This is a genomic window from Stenotrophomonas capsici (assembly GCF_034961085.1).
GTDB lineage: Bacteria > Pseudomonadota > Gammaproteobacteria > Xanthomonadales > Xanthomonadaceae > Stenotrophomonas > Stenotrophomonas capsici.
Map to the genome: position 1 here is coordinate 1 of NZ_JAYFUH010000120.1, position 3,763 is coordinate 3,763.

General features: G+C 67.9%; 3 protein-coding genes. All 3 read right to left on the reverse strand.

Annotation, left to right across the window (positions count from 1 at the left end):
- A partial coding sequence (locus VA603_RS09505; protein WP_323438655.1) for a beta-L-arabinofuranosidase domain-containing protein occupies nt 1-1,280 on the reverse strand: 1,280 nt, incomplete at its 3' end.
- Nucleotides 1,277-3,466, reverse strand: a complete 2,190-nt coding sequence (locus VA603_RS09510; RefSeq protein ID WP_323438656.1) for a formylglycine-generating enzyme family protein — start codon at nt 3,464-3,466, stop codon at nt 1,277-1,279. The genes VA603_RS09505 and VA603_RS09510, both read right to left, overlap by 4 nt.
- A 36-nt stretch (nt 3,467-3,502) precedes the next feature.
- The coding region (locus tag VA603_RS09515) for a PfkB family carbohydrate kinase (RefSeq protein WP_323438657.1) at nt 3,503-3,763 on the reverse strand (261 nt) is incomplete at its 5' end.

Consider the following 3,763-nt stretch of genomic DNA (forward strand, 5'->3'; position numbering starts at 1 on the left):
ACCGCGCCGGCCTCGGCCTGCGACAGCGTGGCCTGGCCGGGTCCGTACAGGTTTATCCGCAGGCCGCCATCGGCGGCGACGCCATAGGCGACCTGCGGCAGTTCCTCCACCGCCATCGCGCCGGAGGACTTGCAGCAGCGCCAATACGTGGTGTGCACGCGCTTGCCGTTGGGGAAGGTGTAGTAGCACCAGTCCTCGCCGTTGGGCGCCATCGCCGCGAGCAGGTCGTTGTAGGCGGTACGCTCCAGTTCCTCGGCGTAGCGCGCATGGCCGGTGATGGCCAGCAGCTCGCGGTTGAGCTGCATCCAGGCCAGCACCGAGCAGGTTTCCACGTAGGCCTGCGGGAAGAACGTGCGCGGGGCATTGAACACTTCGCGCGAGCGGTGCGCCACGCCGCCCCACGGACCACCGCCCAGCGTGAGGTGCTGCGCGCGGATGTTGTGCCACAGGTTGTCGATGGCGATGCGGTAATCGTGCTTGCCGGTGGCCTTGTACAGCTTGGCCAGGCCGACCAGGTTCCACGACAGCTGGTAGGCCTTGCCGGTGGCGATGAACGCCGCGTCCTCGCCGGCGATGCCCTTGTCGAGCAGGGCCAGGCGCGGGTTGGCATTGGCCTGCTTCAGGATCTTCTCGGCCAGCGCCAGATAACGCGGCTCGCCGGTGACCAGGTACAGGTCGGCGGCCGGGTCCAGCAGCACCGTGGCCGACATGCCGTGGTGATTGCCCAGCGTGGTGATGTCGATGCCCGATTCCAGAGCCTGCCAGCACAGGTCGGCAATGCGCCGCGCGGCCTGCAGGTAGCTGTCATCGCCCAATGCACGCCAGGTTTCCAGGAAGCCCAGGATCAGGTAGCTGTGGGTCCAGATGTCCCAGGTGCGCAGCGCCGGCTCGCCGTTCCAGCTTTCCGGTTTGGGCGGCTGCGGCACGGTGAAGCGGCGGTCGGCGGCATAGTTGCCGAGGTAGCCGTCGGCATCCTGCTGGCTGATCAACCAGTCGGCGACGCGGCGCAGGTTCGCCTCCAGCTGCGGTTGGCCGCCCTGCGCCACCGCGCGGGCGGTGGCCGAGAGCCACTTGCCGGCATGCTCGCCGTACCAGTCGCCTTCCTGGTTCTGCTGCTTGTGGGCCTGGCCGAAGATGCTGATCGACGGGCTGTCCTCGTCGACGATGAAGTGGCTCAGCCGGCCGCTGCGGTTGGCGGCCAGCATCTGCCCGAGCAGGCCATCGAGCTGCACCGCCGCCGGTGTCACCAGCTGCTGGCCGTTGTGGATGGTTGCGCTCATGCCGCGTCCACCACGCAACGGAAGCCCAGCATGCCGCTGCGGTCCTTGGCCGGTGCCATCAGCAGGTACTTGCCGTGCTGGTCCAGGCGGTAGGCCTGCGGGAAGTACCAGTGCGAGGTCTGCGGCTGGTAGCTGGAGCCACCACGCAGGATCGCCGCGCGGGTGTGCTCGTCGACGAATTCGTCGGTCCATTGCCACACGTTGCCGACCAGGTCCTGCACGCCGAACGGGCTGGCGCCCTGCGGGTGTGCGTCGACGTCGGCCGGGGCCAGCACGCGGCGGCCGCGGTTGACGCGCGGCACGCGCGCGGCGTCCCAGTCGTTGCCCCACGGATAGGCGCGGCCGTCGCTGCCCTGCGCGGCGTACTGCCACTCCCATTCGTGCGGCAGGCGCTTGCCGGCCCACGCGGCATAGGCGCGCGCATCTTCCAGCGAGACCCAGATCACCGGCTTGTTGTCCCAGCCGGCGCGCGGCGCGCCGTCCACCCAATGGGCGAGGAAGTTGATGTCATCGGCCGGGTGGTAGCCGGTGGCATCGATGAACGCCTTGAACTGCGCATTGGTGACCGGGAAGCGGTCGATGTGGAAGGACGCCATCTGCATGTGCTTGCGATGGTGGCGGCGCGGGCAGTCTTCCCACGGGAACTGCACGTCCTGTCCGGCCCAGTTGAAGCCTTCGATCTCGACGCCGCCGACGGCGAACACGAACTCGCCGGCGGGGACGGTGACCATGCCTTCCGGTGCACTGGCCTGCGGCGGGGTGGCCGGGATCTCGCGCAGCTGCTGGTCCAGCGCCTTCCATGCACCGGAATGGCTGTTGAGCGGCTGCGCGGCACGCGTGGCGGCGTCGGCCATGAAGGCGTCGAAGCCCTCAAGCACCACACCCGGCTGCACGCTCAGCACCGCGCCGAAGCCACGTGCTTCCATCGGCAGTTCGATCACCGCCACGCCATCGCGGATCGACGGCGACAGTTCTACGCCGTGCCACACGTCGTAGTAGCGCGTGCCGTCCACGTGCGGCAGGCCGATCTGCTCGCCGTTGACCGCGTATTCGTTGCGGTTGATGAAGGTGTGCAGGCTCAGCCCATCGACCGGGAACTTGCTGGCGAAGATGCCGCCCTGGTAGCAGACCTGGTACGGCTCCCAGTCCTGCGATACCACCAGCTGCGGGAACTGGCGGTAGATCGCGGCGATGCGGCGCAGGGTTTCGCCATCGCGCGCGGTGAACTGGTTCCAGATGCCCCAGATGTTTTCCCAGGCGTTGTAGCCGATGCCGTTGAAGAAGCAGTACTGCAGGTCGTGGTTGCGGTTGCGGCCCCAACGGTTTTCGTAATTGACCATGTGGCGCGGCTCCAGCCACTTCCACTTGGACACCGGCGGCACGGGGCCGTCGGGCGCCTTCTTGCCCCAGCTCTGCACGTTCCAGATCAGCTGTTCTTCGGAGCTGATGGTGGATTCGGGCTGCACTACCACCGGGTTGCCGTTGGCGTCGCAGGCATCGAAGAACGCGCGCGGCACGCCGTTGAAGGTGTCACCGTTGATGCCATCGGCGCCGGTGGCCTTGATGATCTCGGCCATGCCGTCCCAATGGGTCACGCCCGGGTCGCGGGTACCGTGGTCCCACGGCTTGGCCGGCAGGAACACGCGCACGCCGCGCTTCTGGAAGGCCTTCACGGCAGCGGTCAGCCCTTCAAGGCCGCCGGGCAGCGTGTGCGCCAGGTCGAACTGGTTGCGGTCGTCGATGCCGATGTTCGGGTAGATGTACCAGATCAGCACAGAGTCCAGCCCGCCGAAGCGCGCGACCAGGTCGTCCAGGTACTTGTCCACCGTGTACTGCGCGGTCTCCACGTCGAAGAAGTAGCGGTCCTCGACCATCATCTGCGCATGCACGAAGTTGCGCTGTGCCCACTGCAGCTCGGGGCGGCGGTAGTTCACGTCGGTGTAGCCGATCCGCACCAGGTGCTCGCGCCGCCAGTCCTTCAGCTCGGTCAGCCAGTCGCCGGCACTGGCGTTGGCATCGATCATCCAGTTGCCGATGTCGGCGAACGGCCAGGCCGGTGCCTTGCCCGGGGTGGGCAGGTAGCGGCCGGTGGTGACGTGCGAGAACTTGTACTCGGTGGTGATCGCCTCGCGCCCGTGGTCGGGGCTGTCGTTGTCGTAATCAGGCGTGGGGTACGGCGTGGTCATGGCATTCATCCAACGAAAAACAGGGGGAGCAAGCGGTCAAAGCGCGCACCAGGCCGCGAGCGCGGCATGGGCGTCGGTGCAGGGGACACGGCGGGCATCGGCCAGCAGCGCGGTGACCTCGGCGTGGTCGGGAATGCTGGATTGTGCGCCCAGCCGCGTGCAGGCCAGGGCAGAGGCCGCGCTGGCGGCGAGCAGCGCCTGCTGCAGGGCTTCACCGCGGGCCAGCGATGCCACCAGCGTGCCGCAGAAAGTATCGCCGGCGGCGGTGGTATCCACCGGCGAAATGGCGAACGCCGG

What these genes read in the sequence shown, in the direction of transcription:
- VA603_RS09510 (WP_323438656.1), bottom strand. Translation starts at nt 3,466, where the DNA reads ATGACCACGCCGTACCCCACGCCTGATTACGACAACGACAGCCCCGAC.